At 72.2% G+C, this 22,524-nt stretch carries 25 protein-coding genes; 8 read left to right on the top strand and 17 right to left on the bottom strand.

Annotated elements, in window-relative coordinates:
* Positions 1-2: 2 nt before the first annotated feature.
* Positions 3-1,064: a Glu/Leu/Phe/Val dehydrogenase dimerization domain-containing protein gene (locus ACZ7OU_RS17330; protein WP_470240957.1), complete on the top strand. Its 1,062-nt coding sequence runs from the start codon at positions 3-5 to the stop codon at positions 1,062-1,064.
* Here ACZ7OU_RS17330 and ACZ7OU_RS17335 read toward each other — a convergent pair.
* The 8 genes from ACZ7OU_RS17335 to ACZ7OU_RS17370 all read right to left on the bottom strand — a co-directional run bounded on the left by ACZ7OU_RS17335 (position 1,006) and on the right by ACZ7OU_RS17370 (position 8,579).
* Positions 1,006-2,256, bottom strand: a complete 1,251-nt coding sequence (locus ACZ7OU_RS17335) for an ABC transporter substrate-binding protein (RefSeq protein ID WP_470255747.1) — start codon at positions 2,254-2,256, stop codon at positions 1,006-1,008. The genes ACZ7OU_RS17330 and ACZ7OU_RS17335 overlap by 59 nt on opposite strands.
* Positions 2,253-3,425, bottom strand: coding sequence for a branched-chain amino acid ABC transporter permease (locus ACZ7OU_RS17340; RefSeq protein WP_470255748.1), 1,173 nt, complete (start codon positions 3,423-3,425; stop codon positions 2,253-2,255). The genes ACZ7OU_RS17335 and ACZ7OU_RS17340 overlap by 4 nt, the downstream gene beginning before the upstream one ends.
* Positions 3,418-4,296 carry a branched-chain amino acid ABC transporter permease gene (locus ACZ7OU_RS17345; RefSeq protein ID WP_364379875.1) on the bottom strand — a complete coding sequence of 293 codons (879 nt, stop codon included), beginning with the start codon at positions 4,294-4,296 and terminating at the stop codon, positions 3,418-3,420. Before ACZ7OU_RS17345 ends, ACZ7OU_RS17340 begins: the two co-directional genes overlap by 8 nt.
* Complete coding sequence (locus ACZ7OU_RS17350) at positions 4,293-5,066, bottom strand: ABC transporter ATP-binding protein (RefSeq protein WP_470255749.1); 774 nt, start codon at positions 5,064-5,066, stop codon at positions 4,293-4,295. The genes ACZ7OU_RS17345 and ACZ7OU_RS17350 overlap by 4 nt, the downstream gene beginning before the upstream one ends.
* Entirely contained in the window at positions 5,063-5,872 is an 810-nt protein-coding gene (locus ACZ7OU_RS17355; RefSeq protein ID WP_470255750.1) for an ABC transporter ATP-binding protein, read from the bottom strand. Before ACZ7OU_RS17355 ends, ACZ7OU_RS17350 begins: the two co-directional genes overlap by 4 nt.
* A 118-nt stretch (positions 5,873-5,990) precedes the next feature.
* Positions 5,991-6,806 (bottom strand): PHP domain-containing protein, encoded by an 816-nt coding sequence (locus ACZ7OU_RS17360; protein ID WP_470255751.1) that lies wholly within the window; start codon positions 6,804-6,806, stop codon positions 5,991-5,993.
* 13 nt (positions 6,807-6,819) lie between these two features.
* Positions 6,820-7,464, bottom strand: coding sequence for a response regulator (locus ACZ7OU_RS17365; RefSeq protein ID WP_470240951.1), 645 nt, complete (start codon positions 7,462-7,464; stop codon positions 6,820-6,822).
* Positions 7,440-8,579 carry a GAF domain-containing sensor histidine kinase gene (locus ACZ7OU_RS17370; RefSeq protein WP_470255752.1) on the bottom strand — a complete coding sequence of 380 codons (1,140 nt, stop codon included), beginning with the start codon at positions 8,577-8,579 and terminating at the stop codon, positions 7,440-7,442. Before ACZ7OU_RS17370 ends, ACZ7OU_RS17365 begins: the two co-directional genes overlap by 25 nt.
* A gap of 84 nt (positions 8,580-8,663) precedes the next feature.
* Here ACZ7OU_RS17370 and ACZ7OU_RS17375 point away from each other — a divergent pair, with 84 nt between their 5' ends.
* Positions 8,664-11,408, top strand: a complete 2,745-nt coding sequence (locus ACZ7OU_RS17375; protein ID WP_470255753.1) for an FAD-binding and (Fe-S)-binding domain-containing protein — start codon at positions 8,664-8,666, stop codon at positions 11,406-11,408.
* 57 nt (positions 11,409-11,465) lie between these two features.
* Here the strand turns inward: ACZ7OU_RS17375 and ACZ7OU_RS17380 are convergent, their stop codons facing one another.
* The 4 genes from ACZ7OU_RS17380 to ACZ7OU_RS17395 are packed head-to-tail and all read right to left on the bottom strand — an operon-like array spanning position 11,466 to position 13,990.
* A complete protein-coding gene (locus ACZ7OU_RS17380) occupies positions 11,466-12,029 on the bottom strand; it encodes a TetR/AcrR family transcriptional regulator (RefSeq protein WP_470240948.1) in 564 nt (187 codons plus the stop codon).
* A gap of 37 nt (positions 12,030-12,066) precedes the next feature.
* Complete coding sequence (locus tag ACZ7OU_RS17385) at positions 12,067-12,264, bottom strand: ferredoxin (RefSeq protein ID WP_470255754.1); 198 nt, start codon at positions 12,262-12,264, stop codon at positions 12,067-12,069.
* Positions 12,265-12,269: 5 nt separating this feature from the next.
* Positions 12,270-13,484, bottom strand: coding sequence for a cytochrome P450 (locus tag ACZ7OU_RS17390; RefSeq protein WP_470255755.1), 1,215 nt, complete (start codon positions 13,482-13,484; stop codon positions 12,270-12,272).
* The gene (locus tag ACZ7OU_RS17395; RefSeq protein ID WP_470255757.1) at positions 13,481-13,990 is read right to left on the bottom strand and encodes a PadR family transcriptional regulator; all 510 of its coding nucleotides are present in this window, start codon (positions 13,988-13,990) and stop codon (positions 13,481-13,483) included. Before ACZ7OU_RS17395 ends, ACZ7OU_RS17390 begins: the two co-directional genes overlap by 4 nt.
* Positions 13,991-14,105: 115 nt before the next feature.
* Here ACZ7OU_RS17395 and ACZ7OU_RS17400 point away from each other — a divergent pair, with 115 nt between their 5' ends.
* Together ACZ7OU_RS17400 and ACZ7OU_RS17405 are read left to right on the top strand one after the other, a co-directional pair.
* Positions 14,106-15,296, top strand: a complete 1,191-nt coding sequence (locus ACZ7OU_RS17400; RefSeq protein ID WP_470255758.1) for a cytochrome P450 — start codon at positions 14,106-14,108, stop codon at positions 15,294-15,296.
* 14 nt (positions 15,297-15,310) lie between these two features.
* Complete coding sequence (locus tag ACZ7OU_RS17405) at positions 15,311-15,526, top strand: ferredoxin (RefSeq protein ID WP_470240943.1); 216 nt, start codon at positions 15,311-15,313, stop codon at positions 15,524-15,526.
* Here ACZ7OU_RS17405 and mtnA read toward each other — a convergent pair.
* Positions 15,523-16,488 carry an S-methyl-5-thioribose-1-phosphate isomerase gene (gene mtnA, locus ACZ7OU_RS17410; protein WP_470255759.1) on the bottom strand — a complete coding sequence of 322 codons (966 nt, stop codon included), beginning with the start codon at positions 16,486-16,488 and terminating at the stop codon, positions 15,523-15,525. The genes ACZ7OU_RS17405 and mtnA overlap by 4 nt on opposite strands.
* A 47-nt stretch (positions 16,489-16,535) precedes the next feature.
* On the opposite strand from mtnA, the gene ACZ7OU_RS17415 reads away from it, so the two are divergent.
* Complete coding sequence (locus ACZ7OU_RS17415; RefSeq protein ID WP_470240941.1) at positions 16,536-16,931, top strand: RidA family protein; 396 nt, start codon at positions 16,536-16,538, stop codon at positions 16,929-16,931.
* A 495-nt stretch (positions 16,932-17,426) separates the two neighbouring features.
* On the opposite strand, the gene ACZ7OU_RS17420 is transcribed toward ACZ7OU_RS17415, so the two are convergent.
* Positions 17,427-18,221 carry a PIG-L family deacetylase gene (locus ACZ7OU_RS17420; RefSeq protein WP_470255760.1) on the bottom strand — a complete coding sequence of 265 codons (795 nt, stop codon included), beginning with the start codon at positions 18,219-18,221 and terminating at the stop codon, positions 17,427-17,429.
* A 75-nt stretch (positions 18,222-18,296) separates the two neighbouring features.
* Between ACZ7OU_RS17420 and ACZ7OU_RS17425 the strand changes: the two genes are divergently transcribed.
* On the top strand, positions 18,297-18,779 hold the full coding sequence (locus tag ACZ7OU_RS17425; RefSeq protein ID WP_470255761.1) for a DinB family protein: 483 nt from the start codon (positions 18,297-18,299) through the stop codon (positions 18,777-18,779).
* A gap of 10 nt (positions 18,780-18,789) precedes the next feature.
* Here the strand turns inward: ACZ7OU_RS17425 and ACZ7OU_RS17430 are convergent, their stop codons facing one another.
* Positions 18,790-19,851: a helix-turn-helix domain-containing protein gene (locus ACZ7OU_RS17430; protein WP_470240938.1), complete on the bottom strand. Its 1,062-nt coding sequence runs from the start codon at positions 19,849-19,851 to the stop codon at positions 18,790-18,792.
* Between the two features lie 280 nt (positions 19,852-20,131).
* Here ACZ7OU_RS17430 and ACZ7OU_RS17435 point away from each other — a divergent pair, with 280 nt between their 5' ends.
* Positions 20,132-20,704 carry a nucleotidyl cyclase domain-containing protein gene (locus ACZ7OU_RS17435; RefSeq protein ID WP_470255762.1) on the top strand — a complete coding sequence of 191 codons (573 nt, stop codon included), beginning with the start codon at positions 20,132-20,134 and terminating at the stop codon, positions 20,702-20,704.
* A gap of 12 nt (positions 20,705-20,716) precedes the next feature.
* Here ACZ7OU_RS17435 and ACZ7OU_RS17440 read toward each other — a convergent pair whose 3' ends face one another.
* Positions 20,717-21,343 carry a glyoxalase gene (locus ACZ7OU_RS17440; protein WP_470255763.1) on the bottom strand — a complete coding sequence of 209 codons (627 nt, stop codon included), beginning with the start codon at positions 21,341-21,343 and terminating at the stop codon, positions 20,717-20,719.
* A gap of 323 nt (positions 21,344-21,666) precedes the next feature.
* Here ACZ7OU_RS17440 and ACZ7OU_RS17445 point away from each other — a divergent pair, with 323 nt between their 5' ends.
* Positions 21,667-22,071, top strand: coding sequence for a hypothetical protein (locus ACZ7OU_RS17445; protein ID WP_470255764.1), 405 nt, complete (start codon positions 21,667-21,669; stop codon positions 22,069-22,071).
* Here ACZ7OU_RS17445 and ACZ7OU_RS17450 read toward each other — a convergent pair.
* A complete protein-coding gene (locus tag ACZ7OU_RS17450) occupies positions 22,055-22,516 on the bottom strand; it encodes a phage tail protein (protein WP_470255765.1) in 462 nt (153 codons plus the stop codon). The two genes, ACZ7OU_RS17445 and ACZ7OU_RS17450, sit on opposite strands and share 17 nt — an antisense overlap.
* Positions 22,517-22,524 lie beyond the last annotated feature (8 nt).

The following is a 22,524-nucleotide window of genomic DNA, read 5'->3' on the forward strand; positions in this document are numbered from 1 at the left end:
GCATGACCGCACATGAACAGCTCGTCGCCCGGCGTGGCCGTCGTTCCGGCGTCACCACGATGGTCGCGATCCACTCGAGCGCACTCGGCCCGGCCGTCGGCGGCTGCCGCATGAAGGCCTACGCCACGCCCGTCCAGGCCGTGGACGACGTCCTCCGCCTGTCCGCCGCGATGACGGCGAAGTGCGCCGTCGCGGGCCTCGCGTTCGGCGGCGGCAAGAGCGTCCTCGCGCTGGAGCCCGGCCGCGTCCTCTCGCCGGCGCAGCGCCGGGACGTCCTGCTCGACCACGCCGACCTGATCGCCGAGTTCGGCGGCACCTACCTGGCCGGCCCGGACGTCGGCACCGGCCCGGCCGACATGCTCGTGCTGCGCGAGGTCTCGGCGTTCGCGTTCTGCACGCCCGAGTCCGCGGGCGGCACCGGCTCCTCCAGCGGCCCGACCGCCGTCGGCGTGCTGGCCGCCCTGCGCGCGGCGGTCGGCTCCGCGGACATGACGGGGCGCCGGGTGGTGATCAGCGGCTACGGCTCCGTGGGCGCCCACCTCGCGGCGAGCCTGCACGCGGCCGGTGCCGACGTCGTCGTCTCCGACATCGACCCGGCGAAGCGCGCCGACGCCGAAAGCGGCGGGCTGACCTGGGCCGAGCCCGAGAAGGCGCTCACCTTGAGCGCCGATGTCGTCGTCCCGGCGGCGGTCGGCGGGGTGCTGAGCCCCGAGACGGTGGCCCGGCTCGACACCCCGCTGGTCGTCGGCCCGGCCAACAACCAGCTCACCGAGGACTCCGTCGCGGACGACCTGGCCGCCCGGGGCGTCCTGTGGGTCCCGGACTACGTCGCGAGCGCGGGCGGGATCGTCTACACGCTCTCGCGGGAAGCGGAGGGCCTGGACCACGAGGCCGCGCTCGCCCGCGTCGAGACGATCGGGAAGACCGTCGAAGACCTGCTGGACGCCGCGAAAGCCAACGCGACCACCCCGCTGCACGAGGCGGCCGCGCTGGCCGCGCGACGGCTCACTTCTGGTGCGGAGCCACGTACTCCTTGGCCTCCGGTGCCTCGAACAGTGGCTTGACGTACTTGACGCCGCCCTCGGCCGTGGCGTCCGGGGTGGCCGCGTACACCTGGCGCGTCGCCGGCGTCCCCGGCTTGGAGAAGTCGAGCGCCGCGACCAGGTCGTCCGTGCCGGCCGAGGTCGTCTGCTTCAGCGCCGCGGCGATGCCGTCGCGGGTGAGGTCCTTGTTGTCGCAGGCCTTCTTGAGCACCGCGCCCCACACTTCGCCGACCGCGTAGCCGTAGGGGACCCCGCCGTTGGGTGTCTCCTTGTAGGCGGCCTTGAACTTCGCCGCGACGTCCTTGGCCTTCGGCAGGTCGGCCGAGAACGGCACGCTGCTGGCGACGATCGTGAGCTTGTCCAGCGCGTTCGCCGCCGGGCTCTTCAGCAGCACCGGGTCGAACGTCGGGTTGTTGCCCAGCACCGGCACGTTCAGCCCGAGTGCCTTGTTCGCCGCGAGCGCGGACCCGGTCTGGGCGGGCGTGGTGGTCAGCGCGATCAGCTTCACCCCGGCGCCCTTGAGCCCGGTGACGACGTTCGTCAGGTCGCTGTCGGTCGAGGTGATCTTCACTTCCTTGACCGTCAGGTTGTGCTTCTTCGCGTAGAACTGCGAGCCGCGCAGGCCGTTCTTGCCGTACTCGCCGTCGATGTAGACGTGCGCGATCGTGTCGCCGTCCTTGAGCTGCCCCTGCTCCTGCAGGTACGCCAGGCCGTCGATGATCTCCAGGTCGTAGGTGGTGCCGACGATCATCACGTACGGGTTGTCGAGCAGCTCCGACGACCACGACGCGGGCGCGGCGACGGCCTTGTCGGTCGCCAGGTTCTGCTTCAGCGCGGCCACCACCGGCGAGCCGAGCAGCTGCACGAACCCGAGCACCTTCGGCTCGATCTGCGGGTACAGCGTCTTCGCGGTGTCGGCCTTGTAGCCGTGGTCGACCTCTTCGAGCTTCACCTGCCGGCCGCAGACGCCGCCGGCGGCGTTGAAGTCCTTGGCCCACAGCTCGTTGCCCTGCGTGACGCCGAGGCCGAGGTTCTTGAAGACGCCGGACTTGTCGGTCATCACGCCGAGCGTCACCTCGGTGACCGTCACCCCCTTGCCGGTCTTGACGCCGGAGCTGTCCGGGCCCGACGAGCCCGCGTCGCCCGCTTTCGTGCTGCACGCCGAGAGCGCGAGGACGGCCGCCAGCGCCGCCGCCAGGTGTGTGCGTTTCATGGTTCCTCCGCGGTTTGACGGGGTTGACGGCGAAAACGTCTTTGCGTGAGCCGGCGGCCGATCGCGGCCAGCCCGCCAGGTTCGAACAGGACGACGAGGATGATCGCGGCGCCGTAGACGAACGAGCTGACCAGGATCGGGGTCAGCGCGCCGTCGCCGGTGCCGGCGAACCAGCCGAGGTCGGCGGAGTACAGGGCGAGCACCTGCGGCAGGCCGTTGACGATCAACGCGCCGACCAGGGCGCCGGGGACCGAGCCGAGGCCGCCGATGATGACCATCGCGAGGTAGGCGATGGACACGTTGATGCCGTAGGTGCCGAACTCGCTCTCGTCCGGCTTGAGGATGTCGAACCACAGCACGGTCATCGCGCCGGCGAGACCGCCGTAGGCCGACGAGACGGCGAACGCGCCCGCCTTGGCCCGCAGCACGCTGACGCCCATCACCGCGGCCGCGGCCTCGTTGTCGCGCACCGCCCGCCACGACCGGCCGACCCGGCCGCGCACGGCACCGCGCGCGATCACGAACGCGAGCGCGGTGAGCAGCAGGAACAGGTACCACGTGCGTTCGGCCTGCCGGATCGGGACGCCGAGCAGGGTGAGCTCGGGCCCGTCGTTGGTGAAGGGGAAGCCGAACAGCGAGAACGGCGCCGGCGCGCGCCCGGTGGACGTCCCGCCGGTGAGCTCCTCGGCGGACTGTCCGAAGTAGAGCCCGAGGAACACCAGCGCGAGGGAGGCGACGCCGAGGTAGATCCCGCGCAGCCGCCCGGCCACCGGCGCGAAGGCCAGGCCCAGCAGCGCCGAGACGACGACCGCGCCGACCAGCGCCAGGCCGGGGTCCAGGCCGAAGCCGACGACGCGGTCGTCGCCGGTCGGTCCGGAAAGGACGGTGTACGCAGTGCCGCCGGCGAGCAGGAAGAACGCGTGGGCCAGGGAAAGCTGCCCGGCCTGCCCGACCACCAGTGTCAGCCCGATCGCGCCGACCCCGCCGATCATCATGTACTGCCCGGCCTTCAGCCAGGCGGCGTCGAGGTAGAGCGGCAGGGCGAGCAGGACGACCAGCAGCGCGAGCCACGCGATCGTGCGCACCAGCTTCCCCGCGTCACGGCGCTTCGGCGGCGCGGCTGCGGCGACCGGTGGGCTGTCCACTTCGGACACAGCACTGTCAGACACGGGTTCGCTCCCTCGTGCCGAACAGCCCCGAGGGCCGCACCACCAGGACCACCAGCATCACGAGGAACACCGCGCTCTTCGAGAAGTCGAACGACACGTACTGCGCGGACAGCGCTTCCACGAGGCCGACGACCAGGCCGCCGACCACCGCGCCCGCCGTCGAGTCGAGGCCGCCGAGGATCGCGGCCGGGAACGCGGCCAGCGCGATCGAGTGCGTGCCGCGCGAAAGGCCGGCGCCGGAGAAGTCCTGCGTCGCGATGAACAGGACCGCCACCCCGGCCAGCAGCCCGGCGACCAGCCACGCGGTCGCGGTGACGCGGGAGCTGCGGATGCCCATCAACGCGGCGGCTTCGCGGTTCTCCGCCTGCGCCCGCATGGCCACGCCCCAGTTCGAGTACTTGAAGGCCAGCCAGAACGCCGTGATGAGCACCGCGGCGACGCCGAGGGCGACCAGGTGCGTGCGGAACAGCGTGATCCCGCCGAGCTGGAACGGCTGCGCGTCCCAGGCGCCGCCGAGGAAGGGCAGCGTGACACCGAGGCGGCGGACGATCTCCTCGGTGACGATCACGTCGACGCCGATGGTGAGCAGGGCCAGGCTGTTCGCGTCGGCGTGGCGCGAGCGCGACAGCAGCAGCCGCTCCACGACCAGGCCGAGCAGCCCGGCCGAGACGATGCCGACGAGCGACGCGCCCACCCAGCCCAGCGCGTCCCGCGTCACCACGACGAGGTAGCCGCCGAAGAGCACGAGCGAGCCGTGCGCGAAGTTGACCACCTCGGTGGCCTTGAAGATGATGACGAACCCCAGCGCGAGCAGCGCGAACACCGCGCCCTTGCCGAGGCCGTTCACCGTGAGCTGCAGGAATGTGTTCACGCCGCCTCCGTGCCCAGATAGGCCTTGATGACGTCCGGGTCGGCCTGGACCTGCGCCGGGGTGCCGTCGGCGATGCGGCGGCCGAAGTCGAGGACCGTGACCCGGTCGGCGATGCCCATCACCAGGCCCATGTCGTGCTCGACGAGCAGGATCGAGATGCCCAGCTCGGCGCGGATCCCGCTGATCGTGCCGGCCAGCTCCGCGGTCTCCGCCGCGTTCATCCCGGCCGCGGGCTCGTCGAGCAGCAGCAGGACCGGCTCGACGGCGAGCGCGCGGGCCAGGTCGACGCGCTTGACGACGCCGTAGGGCAGCGCGCCGACCGGTGCGTCGACGACGTCACCGAGGCCGAGGAACGCGCAGATCTCCCGCGCGCGCTCGGCGTGCCGGCGTTCGGCGCGGACCGTCCACGGCAGCCGCAGCCCGACCTCGAGGAACCCGCCGCGGGTCAGCGCGTGGCGGCCGAGCAGGACGTTGTCGAGCACGGTGGAGCCGGCCGACAGCGCGGCGTTCTGGAACGACCGGCCGACGCCGAGCCCGGCGAGCTTGTGCGGCGCGAGCCCGGTGAGGTCGGTGTCGCCGAGCCGCACGCGGCCGTCGTCGGCCCGGTAGAGGCCGCTGATCACGTTGAAGCAGCTGGACTTCCCGGCGCCGTTCGGCCCGATCAGCGCGTGCAGCGAGCCGGGGGCGACGGTGAAACTCACGCAGTCGAGGGCGCGGATCCCACCGAACCGCAGGGAAACGCCCTCGACGCGCAGCTCCGGCGGCGTCATCCGGCCCACCTCGACAGCGTCCGGCCCGCGAGGTGCTCGCGCGCTCGTTCGGCCTCGGCGTCGGCGGTCTCCTGCGACTCGGCGTGCCCGCCGAGGTAGAGCCGCTGGACGTCCTGGCTCGCGGACAGCTCGGCGGCCGTCCCGGCGAGCGCGACCCGGCCGACCTCCAGCACGACGGCGTGGTCGGCGACGCCGAGCGCCATCACGGCGTTCTGCTCGACCAGCACCACGGCGGTGCCCTGCTCGTGGATCTCGCGGATGGTCCGGGCGATCTGCGCGATGATCTTCGGCGCCAGCCCGAGCGACGGCTCGTCGAACAGCAGCAGCCGCGGCGCGGACATCAGTGCCCGCCCGATGGCCAGCATCTGCTGCTCACCGCCGGACAGCAGGCCGGCCCGTTGCTTGGCGCGTTCGGTCAGCACCGGGAACAGCTCGTCGACGCGCTCGCGTGCTTCGGTTCGTTCGGCGGCGGTCCGGGCCCCGATGCCGCCGGCGCGCAGGTTCTCCTCGACGGTCATCCGCGCGAAGACCTGCCGCCCCTCGGGCACGCCGACGACGCCGAGCCGGACGATCCGGGCGGGGTCGAGCTTGCCGAGCGCGTGGCCGTCGTAGCGGATCTCGCCGTCTTCGATGACGCCCCGGTGCATGCGGAGGGTGCCGGAGACGGCTCTGAGCAGGGTGGACTTGCCGGCGCCGTTGCTGCCGAGCACGGCGAGGACGCCGTCGGCGGAGACGTCGAGGTCGACACCGTGCAGGGCGGCCGTCGACCGGCCGTACCGCACCCGCAGACCACGCACGGTCAGCACGGACTCACTCCTGGACGCACGACGCCTCCTCCACTCGTGTGACGTGAGTCACCGTCGGTGGCGGTCATCCTGCGGTGGGGTCGGGTCCTCGGACACCCCCACGTGGAGAGGTAACCGGCTACAAAACGGACACGGCGGCTTCCCGCAGCGCCTCGAACACGTCGGGTGAGGTGGTGTGCTCACCGAGCCGGACCGGCTTGCGGTCGCCGTGGAAGTCGCTGGAGCCCGTCGCGAGCAAACCGAGTCCGGTGGCCACCTCCCGCAGCCGCGTGCGGACCTCGGGGGCCTGCTCCGGGTGGTCGGCCTCGAGCCCGGTCAGCCCGGCCGCCGCGAGCGCGGCCAGCTGCGCGTCGCTGACTTCCGCGCGGCGTTTCACCGACCGCGGGTGGGCCAGCACGGTCACGCCGCCGGCCGCGCGGACCAGCCCGATCGCGTCCACTGTGGACAGGACGTGCTTCGGGACGTCGGCCCGGCCGCCGTCGACGATCCAGTCGGGGGTGAAGGCATCGGCGATGCCGACGGTGGCCAGGGCCGCGGCGATGTGCGGCCGGCCGAGCGGTGCTCCCGCGGCGATCGCCTCGACCTGCTCGAGGGTGATCGGCGCGCCCAGCTCCCGGCAGCGCTCGACCATCCGCACGGCGCGGCGCGTGCGATCGGTGCGGATCAACTCCAGCTCGGCGGCCAGCGGCGCGTACCCGGGGTCGGCGAAGTAGCCGAGCAGGTGCACCTCGGCGTCGTCGAGCCGGCAGGAGATCTCGACGCCGGGCACGATCTCGATGTCCGAGGCGGCGGTGGCGGCTTCCAGGCCGGCGAAGGTGTCGTGGTCGGTGAGGGCGAGCACCGTCAGCCCGGCCTCGGCGGCCAGCCGGGGGAGTTCCGCGGGCGGCGTCGTCCCGTCCGAGGCCGTGCTGTGCGCGTGCAGGTCGATGGTCACCCGGCGGAGGATCTCACAGCAGGCCGGCCTCGCTGGCCTTGCCGATCGCCTCGACCCGGTTGCGCGCGCCGAGCTTGTGCAACGCCGACTGCAAATACGTCTTCACCGTGTTGCGCGCCAGCCCCGTCGACTCCGCGATCTCCGGGTTCGTCTGGCCCTGCGCGGCCAGGCGCAGCACCTCGTACTCGCGGCGGGTCAGGCCGCTGCGGGCCAGCGCGTCCGATCGCTGCCCGGCGTCGGGCAGGATGCGCGGGTCGACCACCCGCTCGCCACGCAGCACCCGCCGCAGCGCCGCGACCAGGTCGGTGCCCGCCACGTCCTTCAGCAGGCAGCCGTGCGCGCCCGAGTCCAGGGCCGCCAGCACGCCCTGGTGGTCGCCGTGGGCGGTGAACACCACGATCCGGGCGGCCGGGTGCACGCGCCGCAGCTCGGCGATCACCTCCGGCGCGAGCATGTCCGGCAGCCGCAGGTCCAGCAGGATCAGGTCCGGCAGCAGCTCCGACACGCGCTGGATCGCCGCCCGGCCCGACTCCGCCGAACCCGCCACCGCCAGGCACGGGTCGGAGCGCAGCAGCAGGCTGACGCCGTCGCGGACCACCGGGTGGTCGTCGACGACGAGCACGCTCGCGCGCGTCACGACCGCACCAGCGGCACCCACGCGCGCAGCGTGCAGCCGTCGTCGTCATCGCGGACCAGGCTGACCCGGCCGCCCAGCCGCAGGGCGCGCCCGGACAGCGTGCGCAGGCCCATGCCCGTGCCGGGGACGGTCGCCGCGCCGGTGCCGTCGTCCGCGACGACCACCTGAACCCCGTCTTCGCTGGGCAGGAGACTGACGATCACCGACGACGCCCGCGCGTGCTTCTCGACGTTGAGCAGTCCTTCGCGGACCGCGGCCACCAGCAGCGCGGTGCGTTCGGCGTCCAGCGGCGGCACCGCCGCGAGCTGCACGAACCGGGCCGGGACGCCGCAGCGCGCCTGGAACGAGCGGCAGTGCTCGGCCAGCTCGACCGGCAGCGCCCGCTCCGGACTGGACTCCGACAGCGCCAGCAGCGACTCCCGCAGCGCCCCGGCCGCCGCCGAGACGTCCCCCTCCAGCCGGCGCAGCCGCGCCTCCAGCCCGGGGTTGCCGTGGACGTCCCCGTGCAGGTCGCGGACCTGGACGCCGATGGAGAACAGCAGCGCGCCGACGGAGTCGTGCAGGGCGCTCTGCATCCGCAGGCGTTCGCCGGCCACCGCGGCCGTGCGGTCGGTCTCGGCGACCTTCGCCAGCTGCAGGGCCGTCCCGGCCTGGCAGGCGACCTCCTCCATCCGCCGGACGGCGTCGTCGCCGAAGTCGGCGGGCTCGCGCATGGCCGCGTACGCGATCGCGACGGTCTCGCCGCGCGCGACGACCGGGACGGCGAGCATCGCCGCCAGACCCTCGCCGCGTACCTGGGCGTCGAACTGGTGGGTGATCGCGGGCGAGCTGACGTAGTCGGCGACCCGGACCGGCCGGCCCAGCGCCAGCACCCGCCCGCCGATGCCCTGGCCGACGGGCACCGCGAGGTCCTGCAGCGAGTCCGTCCGGGTGCCGGACATCCAGCGGATCACCGCGAGCCCCGGCTGGTCGAGCTCCGCGACGAACCCGGCCTTCGCGCCGACCGTCTCCCGGACCAGGCGCGCGGTCCCGTGCAGCGCGGCGACGCGGTCGAGCGTGCCGAGCAGCTTTTCGCGCTCGCGCAGCAGCTCGCCCAGCACCGCGCTGTACTCGGCGACGTGCTCCTTTGCCGTCACCCGATCACGATGGCACACGGGGTGTGGTTTCGGACATACCCGGCTGGAGAGGTACGGACGCCGTCCGTCGACTTGAATGGGGGCGTGGAGATCCTCACCGACGCCGCCACGCTCGCGCTGTACACGACCGACGCGTCCAACTACCGCCACGTGCCCCGGGGCGTGGTGCTGCCGAGGTCCGTCGACGACGTCGTCGCCGCGGTCGCCGAGGCGCGCGCCCGCGACCTGCCGGTGATCGCCCGCGGCGGCGGCACGAGCGTCGCCGGCAACGCGTGCGGGCCGGGCCTGGTGATCGACACCTCGCGCCACGTCGGCGGCGTGCTCTCCCTCGACCCGGGGACGCGGCTCGCGCGGGTGCTGCCCGGGACGGTCCTCGATGACCTGCAGGCGGTCGCCGCGCCGCACGGGCTGCGGTTCGGCCCGGACCCGTCGACGCACAGCCGCTGCACGCTCGGCGGGATGATCGGCAACAACGCGTGCGGCTCGCACTCGGTGGCCTGGGGGCGCACGGTCGACGTCGTCCGCTCGCTCGACGTCCTGCTCTACGACGGCACGCGGCTGCGCGTCGGGCGCGACGAGCCCACCGAAGGCCGGATCTTCGACGAGCTGCGCGCCCTGGTGCGGGACAACCTGGCCTTGCTGCGCAAGGAACTTTCGACGTGGCCGCGGCGCGTGTCCGGCTACGGGCTCGAACACCTGTTGCCGGAGAACGGGTTCGACGTCGCGAAGGCGCTCGTCGGCTCGGAGGGCACCTGCGTCACGATCCTCGAAGCCACGGTCGAACTGGCCGAGCTCCCCGCGCGCCGCGTGCTGGCGGTGCTGGGTTTTCCGTCCGACATCGCCGCGGCCGACGCCGTGCCGTCGATCCTGCCGTGGTCGCCGCTGACCGTCGAGGGCGTCGACGCCGAGCTCGTCGCGATGCTGCCGGGCCGCGCGGACGACCTGCCGCCGGGCGGGGCCTGGCTGTTCGTCGAGCTGGCCGGCGACGACCCGGCGTCGCGGGCCCGCGCGCTGGCGGCGTCGCTCGACCTCACGGGCTTCGCGATCCTGGACGACCCGGCCGCGCAACGCCGGCTGTGGCGCATCCGCGAGGAGGGCGCGGGGCTCGCGACCCGGCTCGCGGACGGCTCGGAAGCCTGGCCGGGCTGGGAGGACGCGGCCGTCCCGCCCGAGCGGCTCGGCGCGTACCTGCGCGAGTTCAAGGAGCTGATGCGGGCGCACGGGCGGCGCAGCGTCGTCTACGGCCACTACGGCGAGGGGTGCCTGCACCTGCGGCTGGACTTCGACCTGCTGTCCACGTCCGGCGTGGCGGGGTTCCGGCGGTTCCTGGAGGAGGCGGCGGACCTCGTCGCCGCGCACGGCGGGTCGCTGTCCGGCGAGCACGGCGACGGCCAGGCGCGGTCCGAGCTGCTGTCCCGGATGTACAGCCCGGACATGATGGACCTCTTCGGGCGGTTCAAGGCGATCTTCGACCCGGCCGGGCGGATGAACCCCGGCATCCTGGTGGCGCCGCGGGCGGTCGACGCCGATCTGCGCGTGCGGGCCACGTCACCATCCTTTGAGGACAGTGTCTTCCTCGGTTATCCGGAAGACCGGGGGAGTTTCGGCCAGGCGATGCGCCGCTGCGTCGGCGTTGGGAAGTGCCGCAACACCAGTGGCGGCGGTGTGATGTGCCCGAGCTACCGGGCCACCCGCGAGGAACAGCACTCGACGCGCGGGCGCGCGCACCTGCTGGCCGAGATGATCAACGGCGAGGTGATCACGGACGGCTGGCGCTCGTCCGAAGTGCACGACGCGCTCGACTTGTGCCTGTCCTGCAAGGGATGCCTGTCGGACTGCCCGGTGGACGTCGACATGGCGACGTACAAGGCGGAGTTCCTGCACCAGCACTACCGGCGGCGGCTGCGCCCGGCGTCGCACTACTCGATGGGCTGGCTGCCGCTGTGGCTGCGGCTCAGCGCCCGGGCGCCGCGGCTGGCCAACGCCGTCGGGCGGTCTTCTCTGGCGCGGTTGGTGAAACGGCTGGGCGGGATCGCGCCGGAGCGTGCGCTGCCGACGTTCGCCCCTTCGCCGTTCACGTCGTCGCGTGCGGACTTGCGGCGTAAGGCTTCGGGAGAGCGTCGCGTCGTCCTGTGGCCGGACTCGTTCAACAACTACCTGACGCCTTCGGTGCTCGACGCCGCCCACGAAGTGCTGACCGCGGCGGGCTACGACGTCGTCCTGCCGGACCGCGGAGTCTGTTGTGGACTGACGTGGGTGTCGACGGGCCAGCTCGGTGTCGCGCGCCGCGTCTTGACCCGGACGCTGGACGTGCTCGCGCCCTACCTCGAAGAGGGCTACGAGGTGGCCGGGCTGGAACCGAGCTGCACGGCCCTGTTCCGCGGCGACCTGCCGGCGCTGCTGCCGGGCGACGCGCGAGCCGCGGTGCTGGCCTCCCGGACGTTCACGTTCGCGGAGCTGCTGGCGCGGGCGCCGATCCCGTTCGCGGACCTGGACGTCGACGCGATCACGCAGGTGCACTGCCACCAGCACGCGGTTCTGGGCTTCGGCGCGGACGAGTCGGCGCTCGCGGCGGCCGGGGTCCGCAACACGACGCTGGACTCGGGCTGCTGCGGCCTGGCGGGCAACTTCGGCTTCGAGCGCGGCCACTACGAGGTGTCGAAGGCGGTGGCGGAGGACCGGATGCTCCCGGCGATCCGCGCGACGCCGGAGGAGACGCTGGTGGTGTCCGACGGCTTCAGCTGCCGCACACAGATCGCCCAGGAGTCGGGCCGCACCCCGGTGCACCTGGCGGAGCTACTCCGGCGCGCGCTGCCCGGTCGTGAGTGAGAAACCGTGTTCTAACCCTGTTTCTCACTCACGACCAGTGCGGTAGGGCTCCCACGGCTATTCCGCGCGCTCCAGGAGGGTGCGCGTCGCGGTGAGCACCAGGCGGCAGACCTCGTCGGGGTCGGCGCTGGCCAGGGGTTCCGTGCCGGAGATCTCGCGGACCAACGCGATGCCCATCAGCCAGGCCAGCGCGAGGTCGGCGCGCAGCTCGGCGTCCGGCGCGTCGGTCAGCGTCGCCAGCACCTGCGCGTACTCCTCGCCGATCTCCTGCCGGATCGCGGCCGCGGCGCCGTCGCTGCCCGACGAGCGCAAGTACGTCTCCAGTGTCCGGTTCCGCGTGCCCTCCGGGGCCAGCATGCCGCGCAAGGAGGCGCTGAAGAGCCGCTCGGGCGGGGTGCTGGCCAGCTGCTCGCGCCCGTTGCGCGCGATGACCGCCTCGAACAGCGCGTCCTTGCTGCCGAAGTAGCGGAACAGCAGCGCCTGGTTGACGCCGGCCTGGCTCGCGATCTCGCGCACGGTCGTCCGGTCGAAGCCGCGCTCGGCGAACAACGTCGCGGCGGCGTCCAGCAACGCGCGCTGCGTCGCGGCCGCGTCCCGGCGCCGGCCGGCCTGTTCGCTCATCCGAGCAGGCTAACCGGCAAACCGGGCGCGGGCGCGCCTAGGCGCCGGAAAGGCGGATCGCGGCGGCCGGGCAGGTCAGCTCGGCCTGCCGGACCGCGTCCTCCTCGCCGGCCGCCGGCCCGTCGGAGAGCAGGACGACGGTGCCGAGGTCCTCGTCCTGGTCGAAGGTGCCCGGCGCGAGCAGCACGCACTGCCCGGAGGAGACGCAGCTGTCGGTGTCCGCGGTGATCTTCATGGGGCTCACCACGTCACGGGGACGGCGTCGACCCCGCCGGCGACGCGGTTGACGCGGACCGGGATCTCGTCGATCCCGGCCGCCAGCCGCAGGCCGGGGAACCGCGAGAACAGCTTGGGGAACACCGTCCGCAGCTCGGTGCGGGCGAGGTTGGCGCCGATGCAGACGTGCGCGCCGGTGCCGAAGGCCAGGTGGACGTTCGGCGTGCGGGCCGGGTCGAACTCGTCCGGGTCGGCGAACACCGCCGCGTCGCGGTTGGCGGCGTCGCTGGAGATGAGGACCGCGTCGCCGCGCATGATCCGCGTCCCGGCGACCTCGACGTCGTCGTGGGCGTAGCGCAGCAGGCCGGTGCCGCTGGTCGCCGTCAGGCGCAGGATCTCCTCGATCGTCTGGTTGACCTCGCCGTCGGGGTCGGCGGCGAAGCGATCGCGGCGGGCGGTGTCGCTGAGCAGGAACAGCGTGCCCATCGCGATCCGGGTGGACGTCGTCTCGTGGCCGGCGAACAGCAGGCCGGCGCCCATCCGGGCGAGGTCGTCGTCGGTGAACGTGGGGTCGTCGGCCTGGACCGCGACCATGTCGGAGATGACGTCCGGCTGCGGGTCCACGCGCTTGGCGTCGGCCAGCTTCGTCATGTAGGCCTTGAACTCGGTCATGGCCGCCTGCGCGTCCTCGCCGCCGTCCATCATCGCGATCCGCTCGGACAGTCCGCGGAACTTCTCGCGGTCTTCGTACGGCACGCCGAGCAGCTCGCAGATCACCAGCACGGGCAAGGGGAACGCGAGGAAGTCGGTCAGGTCGACCGGCTCGCTGGGGTTCGCGTCGTGCGCGGCCTGCAGGTCGTCGAGGCAGCGGTCGGTCAGCTCGGCGATCCGGTCGCCGAGGGCCCGCATCCGCGGCGCGGAGAACGCGGGCGCGAGCATCCGGCGCATCCGCTTGTGCTCGGCTTCTTCGGTTTCGAAGTCCCCGCTCGGGCCGTCCTGGATCGCGGCGTTCGAAATCCGCGACGCCTGCTCCGGCGCGGGGTGTGAACGGCCGAAACGCTTGTCGCGGAAGATCTCCTTGGCCTCTTCGTACGACGTCACCAGCCACGCCGGGTCGCCGGCCGGGGTCAGCACCCGGCTGATCGGGGCCCGCCGGCGCAGCGTTTCGTAGTCCGGCGCGATGGCGAGCGCGTTCGCCCGGGTGAAGGGGAGGCGAGGCGTCTCTTCGGTGGTGGTCATGCGTCTCTCCTCAGTTCGGTTTCGAGGTCGGCGAGCCAGCGGAGCTCGGCGTCGAACTTCCCGATGACGTGGTGCAGCGCGGCGCGGCTCCACGGGTCGGCCTGCCCGGCGGCGAGCCCGGTGACCCGCGCCCGCTCGGCGAGCAGCGCCCCCTTGCGGACGTCGAGCACGCGGGCACGTTCGTCGCGGCTCAGCCGGCCGAAGTTCCCCACTCTCGCGAGGAACTCCGGTTCGTTCAGCGCCAGCTCGCCGGGGAAGTCCGCCAGCATGTCGCGCAGCAGCTCCCGCCCGACATCGGTGACCGTGTAGACGTGCCGCGGCGGTTTGGCCTCCTGCTCCTCGGCGCTGCGGCTCACCGCGCCCGCGTCGACGAAGCGCCGCAGCGTCGGGTAGAGCGAGTTGTTCGACAAGGTGTGGCCCGTCGACGCCTCCACGGCTTTGCGCAGTTCGTAGCCGTGCATCGGCTCCCGGTCCAGCTTCGACAGCAAGAGGATCTCGATCCACACCTAGGTCACCGTAACCTAGGATTCCGTGACCTGGCAATGGCGGACCGTGACAGGTGGGGAGAAACTGTGTAGCGTTGTAAGCAGTCGCTTACAATCCGACCACGGGGGTTTCCGCATGACCGTCGCCCACACCGAGCCGCTCTCGTACCCCTTCAACGAGGAGGCGGGGCTCGACCTCAACGAGGCCTACGCGGCCGCCCGCGACGCCGAGGGCATGGTCCGGGTCAAGATGACCTACGGGGACCCGGCCTGGCTGGCCACCCGCTACGCCGACGCCCGGCTGGTGCTCGGCGACCGCCGGTTCTCGCGGGCGATGGAGAAGGAGAAGGACGCGCCGCGCCGCTCGCCCGTCCAGCGTGACGGCGGCATCCTGCAGATGGACCCGCCGGACCACACGCGGCTGCGGACGCTGGTGGCGAAGGCGTTCACCATGCGGCGCGTCGAGCTGCTGCGCCCGCGCGTCGTCGAGCTCGCGACCGGGCTTATCGCGGACATGAAGGCCGCCGGACCGCCCGCCGACCTGGTCGACCTGTACGCGCTGCCGATCCCGGTCGCGGTCATCTGCGAGCTGCTCGGCGTCCCGGTCGGCGACCGGCCGAAGTTCCGCGTCTGGAGCGACGCCGCGCTGTCCACCAGCGGCCTGACCCCCGAGGAGTTCGAGCGCAACCGCGAAGAGCTGCGCGACTACATGCGCGGGCTGATCGCGGAGCACCGGGCGCGGCCCCAGGACGACCTGATGACGGCGCTGATCGAGGCGCGCGACACGCGTGACCGGCTGACCGAGCTGGAGCTGGTCGACCTGTGCGTCGGCATCCTCGTCGCCGGGCACGAGACCACCGCGAGCCAGATCCCCAACTTCGTCTACGCCTTGCTGGACCAGCCCGGCCAGTGGGAGCGGCTGGTCGCCGACCCGGACCTGATCCCGGCCGCCGTCGAGGAGCTGCTGCGGTTCGTGCCGCTGGGCGCGGGCGCCGGGTTCGCGCGCTACGCCACCGAAGACGTCGAGGTCGGCGGCGTGCTCGTGCGGGCGGGGGAGCCGGTGCTGGTGGCCATCGGGGCGGCCAACCGCGACCGGCTGCAGTTCGACGACGCCGAGGGCCTGCGGTTCGACCGCGAGGACCAGCACCACCTCGGCTTCGGCCACGGCGTCCACCACTGCCTCGGCGCGCCGCTCGCCCGGCTCGAGCTGCAGGAGGCGCTCCGCGCGTTGGTCACCGAACTGCCGGGGCTGCACCTGGCCGGCGATATCGTGTGGAAGACGCAGATGCTCGTCCGCGGACCGCGGTCGATGCCGATCGGCTGGTGACTCGGAAGGTGGCCATGAGCTGGCACGTGGAAGTCGACGAACACACCTGCATCGGTTCGGGGATGTGCGCCGCGCTGATGCCCGAGGTCTTCGTCCTCGACGGTGCGGTGGCGCAGACGGCGGTTTCGGACGTCGACGCCGACGAAACGGTGCTGGACGCCGCGGACTCGTGCCCGGCGATGGCCATCACGGTGACCGACGGCGGTCGCGAGATCGGCCCGCGTCCCTAAGGCTCGTAGCGGCCGTGCTCGGTGACCACGGCCGTGACGAGCTCGTGGGGCGTCACGTCGAACGCGGGGTTGAAGACCCGCGTGCCCGGCGGGGTGATCGGCACTCCGGCGTATTCGGTGAGCTCGCGGGCATCGCGTTCTTCGATGGCGATGCCCGCGCCGTCCGCGAGCCTGCTGTCCACTGTGGACGAAGGCGCGACCACGACGAACGGCACGCCGTGGTGCTTCGCGGCGATCGCCAGTCCGTAGGTGCCGATCTTGTTGGCGACGTCGCCGTTCGCGGCGATCCGGTCGGCGCCGACGAGCACGCAGTCGACCATCCCGCGCGCCATCGCCGCGGCGGCCGCGCCGTCCGGTTGGACCCGGTACGGGACCTGCTCCTGCGCGAGCTCCCACGCGGTCAGCCGGGCGCCTTGGAGCAGCGGGCGCGTCTCGTCGACCAGGACTTCCTCGACGAGCCCGCGGGCGTGCAGGTGCCAGACGACGCCGAGGGCGCTGCCCCAGCCGACGGTCGCGAGGCGCCCGGCGTTGCAGTGGCTGAGCAGGCGCAGCGGCCGTCGCGGGCAGGCGGCGAGCACGATCTCGGCGGCGTGGCGTGAAGCGGTCTTGTTGAGCTCTTCGTCTTCGGCGAGGAGGGCGAGGGCTTCTTCGAGGACGGCTTCCGGGCCGTGGTGAAGCTTCTTCAGCGCGCGCTCGACGCCCCAGCCGAGGTTCACGGCGGTGGGCCGCGCGGTGGCGATCAGCGCGGCATCGGCTTCGACGTCGTCGCTGGTCCGGGCCGCGAGGGCGACCCCGAGCGCCCCGGCGGCCCCGAGGGCGGGCGCCCCGCGGACGGCGAGGCGCCGGATGGCGTCGACGAGCTCACCGACGGTCCGCAGGTGCAGCAGCCGGTACTCGCCGGGCAGCGCGGTCTGGTCGATGACGACGATCGCGTCGCCGGCCCAGTCGATGGTCCTGCGCACGTGCCCTCCCGGCGTTTCTCGGTTGCGCGCCCGGTGATGATGCGGTGGTGACCATTGAACGGCAGAACCCGCCCGGCCTGCACGCACCACCGGGCTACCACCACGTGACGGTGGCGACATCGGCCCGCACGGTGTACCTGGCCGGCCAGTGCCCGCTGACCCCGGACGGTGCGGTGGTGGACGGGCTCCTTCCCCAGGTGGACCAGGTGGTGGCCAACACGGCTTCGGCCCTGGAGTTCGCGGGCGCGTCGCCGTCCGACGTGGTCCGGACGGTGATTTACGTGGTGACGGAGGACCGCTCGGTGCTGTCGGCGGTGTGGGACCGGCTGACGGAGTCGGCGATCGGGGCGGCGTTCACCTCGGCGAGCACGTTGCTGGGGGTGGCCCGGCTGGGGTACGCGGGCCAGCTGGTGGAGCTGGACGTGACGGCCGCGCCGGACTGACCGGCCTGGGCTGAGGTCGGCTGGAGCTGGGCAGGCTCGGTGGGGAGTGCGGTCGGCTGGGGCCCGCGTAGGAGCCCGCCGGGGGCTGAGGCCGATTGAGGTCTCGCGCCGGAGTTGGCGGGATCGGGCTCGGCTGAGGGCCCTGCGCCGGAGGTTGGCCGGGCTGCAGTCGGCTGGGGCCTCGCGGCGGAGGGCTGGTCGGGCATGTCGGGGGCCGCGATCGGCTGAGGCCCCGCGCCGGAGGCCGACCACGGCCGCATCGCGGGGAGGTTCGCGGTTCACCGCCGAGCAGCCTGGTCGCCGGGGGAGCAAAATCCGCACAACCCGCGCCGAGGCACGCCCGGCAGCACCGCATTCCCGCCGCCAAGCCACCCACTCGGCTCGCCTACGCCGCTAGCCTCTCCCCGGCCCCGGCCCCGGCCCCGGCCCCGGCCCCGGCCCCGGCCCCGGCCCCGGCCCCGGACCCGGCCGGACACTCGCGACCAGCCGACTGTCCTACAGCTCGGCCAGCAGATCCGTCTCCGTGATCCCCGGCCCCTGGCCGGCCCGGATGAACCACTCGGTCCCGAACGCGAAGGCGAACGCGTCGTCCGGCATGGCCAGCATGAACATGTCCTCGCTGATCTGGCTCGGGTGCGCCCGCATCGCCGCGCGCTTCGCCCCCACGTACTTCGACACGTCGACCGCCGCCGTGATCTCGGCCTCCGGTTTGCCGAACTCGACGTTCTCCGGGGGCTTCGGCGCTGCCTCCGGGGGCATCAGGCCCTGCTCCACCGCCGCTTCGAAGCCGCGCTGCATGAACTCGCGGTTGAACGTCGCCTGGAACACGCGTGGGGTGCTCGCCAGCTCCGCCGCCCGCATGCCGACCCGGTGGACCTGGATGTGGTCCGGGTGGCCGTAGTCGCCGTTGTCGTCGTAGACCGTCAGGACGTCCGCCGACTCCTCGCGCAGGATCGCCGCCAGCTGCTCGGCCGCCTTTTCGACGTCCGCCTGCCAGAAGCACTCCGGGTCGTCGTTCGTGGACTCGCCCATCATCCCGGAGTCGCGGTAGCCGAGGAACTCGACGCGCTCCACCCCGAGGATCTCCGCGGCCGCGTGCGACTCCCGCACGCGCCGCTCCCACAGGTGTTCGCCCTCGGCGAGAAAGCCCTCGGGGACCTCGCCGGCCTCGCCCTTGGTGGCGACGACGAGCACGACGCGGTGCCCCTCGGCGACGGCCTTGGCCATCACCCCGGCGGTGCGCAGGCATTCGTCGTCCGGGTGGGCGTGGAAGGTGACCAGTGTTGCCATGTCTCCGACGCTACCGAACCCCACCGACAAAAACCGTCCGCCAAGGTGCGCTGCTGCCCGTTAGGGTTCCCCGTCGTGGCCGACGACGAGAAGCGCACGCTCCAGGCTTTCCTGCGTGCCCAGCGCGAAAGCGTCCTCGCGATCCTCGACGGACTCGGCGAGGACGCGCTCGCGACCCCGGTCCTGCCGACCGGCTGGACCCCGCTCGGCATGGTCGAGCACCTCGGGTACGCCGAGCGGCACTGGTTCCAGGAGATCGTCACCGGCACCGCGGACCCGGTCGCGTGGCCGGCCGGCCCCGCGCCGTCGACCACGCCCCGGCCCCCGGAGGTCGTCTTCGCGTTCTACCGCGACCAGTGCCGCCGGTCCGACGAGATCTTCGCCGCGACGCCGTTGTCCGCGGTGCCGAAGCTGCGCCACCCCGCGCCGCTCGGGGACGAGATCGCCGACCTGCGCGGGGTGGTCCTGCACATGATCGAGGAGACGGCCCGGCACGCCGGCCACCTCGACGTCGTCCGCGAGCTGATCGACGGCCGCACCGGGCTCGGGCCGCGCTGACGGCGGCCGGTCACTCCGGGCGCGTCCATTCGTAGAGGAGGTGCCCGGGCGCGGTGAGGTCCGGTGGGGCCAGCATCCGGTCGATGACGAACGCCCTCGCGACGAACCCGAAGTGCGGGTTGGCACCGACCCGACGGCGCAGGTAGTCCTGGTTCACCGGCCCGAGCACCGGATCGGTCAGGCACCGGGCCGCGGCCAGCGTGCCGCGGGCGTACATGCCGGCGCAGATCGTGATGGTGCGCCGCCGGTCGGCCGGGTTGAGACCGCGGAAGAACAGGATCACGTCCTCGTGGAGGATGCGCGCCCCGTATTCGTCGCCGAGGACGGGGCTGAAGCGCCGGGTCCCCTCCCCGTTGCCGACTTCCAGGCCGAGCCAATCCGTTTCGGGAAAACGCGGGGACATCTTCACGGGCAGGTGCAGGGCGGCGAACATGTCGCGGGTCAGCAGGTTGAAATCCGACCCGCCGATCACCACCAGGTGACTGGCGTGGTCCGCGGGCTGCAGTTCGCTCGTCGTCGCGAACTTGACGTGGTTATCCGGGTTCAGGGCGCGAATGTGGCCGAACAGGTGGACCAGCGCGTCCGGATCGGCGTAGGTCAGCAGATCGACGTAGTCGGGATCCCGCGGATCGCTCGCCGGGAGGTTGTTGACCATCGATTCCGGGATTCGCCCGCACGTGATCACCACCGGCTCGTCCGGCGGGAACCGCCAGATGTCGGCCGATTCCCCGGCGGCCGGATCGGGGCCGAAGTCCGCGTTTTCCGCCGGCCGGCCGGCGACGGCCCTTTCCCACGCGATCGTCCACCCCGCCCGGTCTTCTTCGGGAACTCCGTACGCGGTCAGCAGGGCCAGGAGCAGATCACGCCGCGGCGCGCGCCGGCCGGCCAGGACGCCGGCCACGGTGGAGCGGGGCAAGGTGTGCCCGCGTTTCTCGCCGAGCCGCTCGATGTCGCGCAGCGACGGATTCCCGGCGCGCACCCGGCATTGCCGGAGCAGCGCGGCCAGCTGGGTGAGCGTCGTGACCCCGGACGGGTCAAGGTCACCGAATGGCCCGGGTCGGGAAGGAGGCATCTTGGCATCGTGTCCCACGTCGGCCGGTTGTGTCCCACATCGTCTCACGCTTTCCGGGCGGGATGGGGTGCCGGAACCGGCGGAAATCGGGGGACCTCGACGTCTTCGGCGTCCCGGGAGCGAGTTCGTCTTCGTGTGTCCGCGGACGTGGCACGGAAACCGCCCCCGACTGTTCAATCGTGTGAGGGACATCGGCTCTGCCGAGGGGATGGACATGCTTCACGAAGGTCAACTCGTCTACGGACTCGTCGTAGCGGTCGACGTCGAAGGATTCTCGAGAATGGGGATCCTCGACCAGACCGCGGTTCTGCTCCGACTGAAGGAGGTTCTCGACCGCGCTGCCGAACGGGCAGGTCTCGTCCGCGCCGAATGGCTCCGGCAACCGCGGGGGGACGGTGAGCTGGCGGTGCTGCCCGCCGATTCCGACGTTTCCCTCGTCGTCGCGGACTTCGTCCACGAGGTGGTGGAAGAACTGGCGCGCGGCAGCTGCCCGCGGTTGCGGTTGCGGATTTCGATGCACCACGGCGCCCTGACCGCGGGGGTCTTCGGCCCCATCGGGGACGCCCCGATCGTCGCCTGCCGGCTGCTCGACGCGGTGGCCGTGCGCGAAGCGCTCGTCCGGCACGCCGGCGACGACGTCGTGGTGGTCGTCTCGCAACGGTTGTACGAAGACGTCGTCGCGACGCGGTTCCGCGGTCTCCGGCCCGATCGGTTCCGGCCGGTGGCCGAGCGGGTCAAGGACCGGACGTACGCCGGGTACGTCTGCGTGGGCAGCCCCAAGTCCGCGTCGCCGGCCCGGGACGACGCGGTCCCGGTCGGCCACGGCACCCTGCTCGAATTTCCGAACGGGTGACTGATCGCCTGGTCAGGCGTCGAGCGACTGGGTCGTGGCGACTTCCCACGCGAACCCGTCCGGGTCGGTGAACGGCACGCCGGCGTTGACGGCGATCCGGTGCGCACCGGAGCCTTCGGGAGCGACGCCGGCCTGCTTGGCGAGCGCCTTCCGCCGGTAGAGCGCCAGCTTGACGGGTCCGCTCCCGCCGTCGAACTCGACGTACATGCGGCCGAAGCTCTTCCCGACGGTGAGACCGTGGTCGACGTAGAACTTCTTGCTGGCCAGGATGTCCTGGACGCCGAGGAGCAGCACGATCGAGCCGATCGCCCGGGTGGCCGGCCCGGTGTCCTTCTTGGTCGAGGTGGCAAGGGTCCAGATGGCACCGTCGGGCGCCTGGACGGCGCCACCGTAGCCCCACAGGGACTTCGCGGCGGGCTTGAGCGTGGTGGCCCCGGCTTCGAGAGCGGTGGCCATGAGCGAGTCGACGTCGGCGGGCTGGGCGACGACGAGGGAGAGGGTGTAGCCGCGGAAGCCGGTGGAGGCGGCCGCGGCGGTCCGGAACCGGAGCTGGGTGGTCAGTCCGAAGCCGTCGGCGTAGAAGCGCTCGGCGGCGGCGATGTCGGAAACCTCGAGGGTGATGGAGTCGATGTTCGTCATGCCGGTAACGCTAGGTCGGGGGCGGCGACCGGCGCTTCTCGATTCCTGATCGGTTGGCCTGACGTCGCCGGTAACGCGCTCGACCGGGGGCTGTCCGTGGCGAGACGTCGCCAGTAACTGGTGAAGCTCGACCAAATCGTCGCCGCACGTCCGTAGGATTCGATTCAAGAAAGGATGAATGATGAACAAAGATCCCGACGAGTGCGCCGGGCGGTTTGTTCCCGGGTTTGTGCGGGCTTCGGTGCCGGCCGACGGCAAGGTGCACGCGGTTGAGGGCCTGCAGATGGCTGTTCAGTGCGTCCGGCGGGCGAACGGTGGGATCGGTGTCGCTTCTCGGTGATCTGAACGAGGCGGGCGGGAACGTCCTGATGGTGGACTTTCCCCATATGCGGATCGAGACGGTCGAATTGACGCGGAAGCGGAAACTCTTCGGCGGCGTGAAGGACAAGAGTGTTCGCATTGCCTCGACCACGACGCCGGCCGTGCTCGACTTCGAACCGGCCTCCACGCTCGACGGCAACTCACTCTCCGCCACAAGGGTCGACTACGCGGTCTTCGTCGAGGCGGTCGTGCGGTCGGCCTGCGGAACGCGCTTGTCCCGGGATGGTCTCGCCGGCTCCGAGCGGCAGCGGCTCGAACGGGTGGCCGGGGGCGAGCGGGAGGTCGATGGTGACGACACCGTCGCCTGGTTGGGTCGACCCGAAGGACTGATCAGTACTCGTTCTTGATGACGAAGTAGGAGCCGCGGATGGTGCCGGCCAGCTTCGACTTCTGGCGGGCGAACTTGAACGCCCCCAGTTCCGCCGGGACGTCCATCCCGTCGGAGAGCTTGAACCCCACCGCTCGCTTCCCCCCGTCTTCGAGGGTGTACATCACGTTGATCGACAGGCCGTCCTCGTAGAACACGTACGCCATCCGGATGTTCTCGACCTGGAACTCGGTCGCCTCGAGCGGGGGTGCGGCGATGACGATGTCGCGTTCCTCCGCGAGGATGCGGCTCACCCAGGCGATGGTCGCCTCGGCGTCGGCCGCGGGCTCGACCGTGAAGACGTGGTCGTACTTGTTCTTGAAGTAGCGGGCCTCGTTGGCCCGCAGGCCGGCGAGGGCGGGCGCGACCGGCGACGACTCCAGGCCGGCGGTCGACACGGTGACGAAGTCCACGGCGTGGGGCACGGTTCCTC

The sequence above is a fragment of the Amycolatopsis sp. NPDC114505 genome (assembly GCF_055633615.1).